2 protein-coding genes and 3 pseudogenes are annotated in these 4,610 nt (G+C 40.6%); 2 read left to right on the top strand and 3 right to left on the bottom strand.

The window, feature by feature from the left end; genetic code table 11:
- Positions 1-93: IS3 family transposase (locus Q3A88_RS21515; RefSeq protein ID WP_130960768.1), on the top strand; the 93-nt coding region annotated here is incomplete at its 5' end.
- A 28-nt stretch (positions 94-121) separates the two neighbouring features.
- Positions 122-1,237: pseudogene (locus Q3A88_RS21510) on the top strand (IS256 family transposase); the annotation flags it as partial.
- Positions 1,238-1,281: 44 nt separating this feature from the next.
- Here the strand turns inward: Q3A88_RS21510 and Q3A88_RS21505 are convergent.
- From Q3A88_RS21505 to Q3A88_RS21495, 3 genes and pseudogenes are all read right to left on the bottom strand, one after another.
- A complete protein-coding gene (locus Q3A88_RS21505; RefSeq protein WP_317178626.1) occupies positions 1,282-3,612 on the bottom strand; it encodes an SIR2 family protein in 2,331 nt (776 codons plus the stop codon).
- Between the two features lie 234 nt (positions 3,613-3,846).
- Positions 3,847-4,014 (bottom strand): annotated as a pseudogene (locus tag Q3A88_RS21500) (IS3 family transposase); the annotation flags it as partial.
- Between the two features lie 59 nt (positions 4,015-4,073).
- Positions 4,074-4,610, bottom strand: a pseudogene (locus Q3A88_RS21495) (IS3-like element ISYen3 family transposase); the annotation flags it as partial.

Raw genomic sequence — 4,610 nt, 5'->3', positions numbered from 1 at the left:
AATTATATTGAGTGCGATTACAATCGCTGGCGTCGCCACAGTGCCTGTGGCGGACTCAGCCCGGAACAGTTTGAAAACCAGAACCTCGCTTAGGGCTGTGTCCACATTACGTGGGTAGGATCAGTTAACCGTCGAAACGGCACTCAATGCAGAGCTGACTGACCATCTCGGGCACGAGAAAAATGCGCCTAAATTAGGCTCTAATACCCGAAATGGTTACTCGTCTAAAACCGTGTTATGCGACGAGGGTGAAATTGAACTGAGTACGCCACGTGACCGCGAAAACACCTTCGAGCCCAAACTGATAAAGAAAAATCAGACGCGTATCACGCAGATGGATAGCCAGATTTTATCCCTGTACGCCAAAGGGATGACGACCCGCGAAATCGTTTCTACATTCAAAGAGATGTACGATGCTGATGTGTCTCCCACGCTGATATCCAAAGTGACTGATGCGGTTAAAGAGCAGGTGACAGAATGGCAAAATCGCCCACTCAATTCGCTGTATCCCATTGTTTATCTTGATTGTATCGTGGTGAAGGTCCGCCATAGCGGCAGTGTCATCAACAAAGCGGTATTCCTCGCTTTGGGTATTAACACCGAAGGCCAAAAAGAATTGCTGGGCATGTGGCTTGCCGAAAATGAAGGTGCAAAGTTCTGGCTGAACGTGCTGACGGAACTTAAAAATCGCGGCCTTCAGGACATCCTGATTGCCTGTGTGGATGGACTGAAGGGCTTTCCTGACGCCATCAACAGCGTCTATCCGCAAACACATATCCAACTGTGCATCATCCATATGGTGCGAAACAGCCTGAAATACGTCTCGTGGAAAGATTATAAAGAGGTCACCAGCGGGTTGAAAGCCGTGTATCAGGCCCCAACAGAGGAAGCGGCGTTGATGGCGCTGGATAAGTTCGCGGGCATCTGGGATGAGAAATACCCACAAATCAGCAAAAGCTGGCGTGCGCACTGGGAAAACCTGAATACGTTTTTCGGCTACCCATCGGATATCCGAAAAGCCATCTACACCACGAATGCGATTGAATCACTGAACAGCGTGATCCGTCAGGCGATAAAGAAACGCAAAGTCTTTCCAACGGATGACTCGGTACGGAAAGTGATTTATCTGGCAATACAATCGGCCTCGAAAAAATGGAGTATGCCGATCCAGAACTGGCGGCTGGCAATGAGCCGATTTATTATCGAGTTCGGTGACCGCCTGAGCGATCACCTTTAATACGGTGGCAGTTACACAGAATTATTTACAGGGTCAGATTAAACCTACCTTAGAACATTATTTATTTGCTGTAGAAGCCGACTGACATTCCTAATACTATTATCTTTGTTCGCTTCTTCTCCTAACCATTCTTTGGATTTTTCAAGATATCCTTTTGCTGTCTGATCTCTATATTTTTTCCAATATTTTAAAGACTGATCAGCATACGACATCGCATGGAATGCTTTCCTCATATCGGCTGTATAGCATTGCTCCAACGATTCCATACTTTCATTCAGAGCTTTTCTAACATCATAAGAGTTATTACGGTTTATATTGGCTTTAAATTTTATTATTGCATAGGAGTTTTTTACTGACCAATTTCCACTACCACTATTTGCAATCGCTTCATCAATGACTATAAATGCCCTCTCATGGTTACCTCTACGACTAAGATATAAAGCCTTTTGTTGTAGATTGAATGGTGAATTGTGTTTTCTATATATTATATCATAAATTTTTTCGCCAGTTTCTGTCTGAGGAAATGCTCTTTCAAATAAGCGAGCATCATAAGCACGTCTTTTGAATGAATCGTAATTAGGTATGCAATAACGCGATACATTCATATGAAAATTAGTCAACATACAAGCGAGATCTTTTTCTGGAGCAATTGTTGATATATGTTCTGATAATAAATTCGATCTTATAGAAAAATAATCTTGATCACTGTCAGAGTATTCACCAGCATATTCTGACAAACAGCTACTCAATATGTCGATTAAAGAATAAATCTCCTGAGGATTAATAGACTCTTCTCTGAAGTAACTATATAGAATGTCCATTGAGGTGACACTTCGACTATTATGCATGTAACATACCAACAAGAATAACTGTACCAATCTTTTATCTTTTTTATGGAGTTCTTTTAATACATTTTTGAATCTCTCTTTAATACTTGGAGTGCGGCAATTATGCTCAATCAATTCAAATAAAGAGTCTCCTTCTCTGAGGTTAAATTTTTTATTTTTCTTCAAATCTGCAGGTATGTTATCTATAATCCCCTGAGCATCAGGCTCAGTTAATTGTGTAATATCAATAATCTCAACATTTCTTCTAAGAAAATTAGCCCGAGATGCGGATAAATATGCATAGTCCCTCTCTGCAATAACCATCTTAATATTTTTCTTTGCAGAGAGGTTATTTAATGCCTCCATTGAAGTTTGCATATTATCTACAAATAGAATTGTAGGTGTGTTTTTTATTCTCGCAGAAAGCGTTTCAGCTTTTGAGGATGATATATCAGAAAGGAATAACTTAATCCCATTGAAGTTGTGGAAAGCAGCCATCTGCATAAGCAGTGTGGATTTACCTGTTGCCGGACCGCCAGTAATTAGAACATTCTTCCCTCCGTTTATATACTCCTCTACAATTGAGTAATAATGTAATTTATTTACACGGGATGAGTATATATCACTCCAGGAAGGATTTGCACCTTGATAAAAATCATTTATTGAGCGCCGTTCAATATCGGAATGCGATGGTATCGAGTATTCTGGAAATGGGTTTTCATGTTGATTAAATATCTCTTGGTTATCTTTTGGCTCTTCAAATGAAGCTAAATAGTCTAAGAACGTTTCTGTATCTGATAGAATTATTTTAAGTTCTAGTGATTGGTAATATTCAATTTCACCCTCATCAATATAATCGGGGTGAATAATTATCCATGAATTCTTTCTGTTTTGATCATCTAACGAATCAGCAAAAACTTGTAAAGTTCCAGCATCTTTTAGTGCATATCCCCAAAAAAGAGTTGGAAATTTGTTCATTATAGACTTTAAGTAATTCCATTTTGTAGGATCATTTGAGAATGCATTAGCAATGTCTAGATCGCCAAAAATCAATGGCGATTCGGTGTCACATACTGAACCATGAAGATAAAAATAATCAATAGCGGATTTCTCCCTAAAACTAACTCCATTAAAAGTAGTATTATTAATATATTTTTTCGGATTCCCCTTAAATATGCTTTCCACTAAATTATCTACATTCGTAGTGAAAATGTTTTTTATATTTACACTCGCTAAGTTTTTATATTTATCACTAAACCCCCTCACTTCAAATCGAGAGCGAATATAATCATTAAGATCATCTCGCTTAGAGCGTGAAATTAATGTGCAAAGTTGAGGGAGTTTTAGCGTAGACGGAGAACCAGGGAATTTCTTTATTAATTCAATTCTTAGTTCGTCTCCAACAGGAAGAGGTGTTTCATTCTTGTCAAAGGATAGGACAGAAAAACCAGCGCCAGTAAAAACATTAATCCCTTCGCGCAAACATCTTTCAAATGTATTTTTGCTTTCTATTTCCATAAAACTTTCCTTCTCTCTTGATTTAATCATAATAATTTCCTAATAAAATACTAGGTAGCTATTTATTCTTATCTATCCTTGTAAAAGAATATAAAAACTTGATTTTACTGATAATCAAAACAGCCACAGACTAACAAAATAAGATGTTTCTTTGCAACATTCATGATACTTGCATGTTTGAAGCCATTAAAAAGTGATCCTACCCACCAATAGTGACTAAGTGATTAAACTCTCTGATCCTACCCATGTAATGTTGACACGGCCCTAAGCGAGATTCTGACTTTCAAATTGTTCAGAACTGGCGTCGCCACAGGCTCTGTGGCTACATCAGCGATTGTTATCGCACTCAATATAATTAAATACCGTTGAGCACATCATTTCCCTGCTGGTAGAGCGTTCGCCGTGGATACATTCTACTTTCAGTATGTAAAAAAGTATAAAGGGAAAGAACTGTTTCAGTAGTGACCTGCCCCCAGGATTAGATACAACGCTCACTTAGTAATGTCGGATCCTTCACTATCAGAATTACCCTTTCTCCAGGCCGCCGCAAATTCAGACGGCGCCTGATAATTCAGCGCGGAGTGCGGGCGGTACTCATTATAATCCTGACGCCATTCACTGATGGTTTTCCTGGCATGACTGACGTCACTGAACCAGTGTTCATTCAGGCATTCATCGCGAAAGCGTCCGTTAAAACTCTCAATAAATCCGTTCTGTGTCGGCTTGCCGGGCTGGATAAGTCGCAGCTCCACGCCATGCTCAAAGGCCCATTGATCGAGTGCGCGGCAGGTAAATTCCGGGCCCTGATCCGTTCTTATCGTCGCCGGATAGCCGCGAAACAGCGCAATGCTGTCCAGAATACGCGTGACCTGCACGCCTGAAATCCCAAAGGCAACAGTGACCGTCAGGCATTCCTTCGTGAAGTCGTCTACGCAGGTAAGGCACTTGATCCTGCGACCGGTGGCCAATGCGTCCATGACGAAATCCATCGACCAGGTCAGATTGGGTGCCGCCGGACGGAGCAGCGG

The organism is Pectobacterium sp. HCp5_1 (genome assembly GCF_032905925.1).
GTDB classification, from domain to species: Bacteria; Pseudomonadota; Gammaproteobacteria; order Enterobacterales; family Enterobacteriaceae; genus Pectobacterium; species Pectobacterium brasiliense_A.
The sequence above is the reverse complement of the archived record's forward strand: the minus strand, read 5'-3'. Positions and strand labels throughout refer to the sequence as shown.

Coding starts and splice junctions, on each gene's coding strand:
- Q3A88_RS21505 (WP_317178626.1), bottom strand. CDS start 3,612: ATGATTAAATCAAGAGAGAAGGAAAGTTTTATGGAAATAGAAAGCAAA.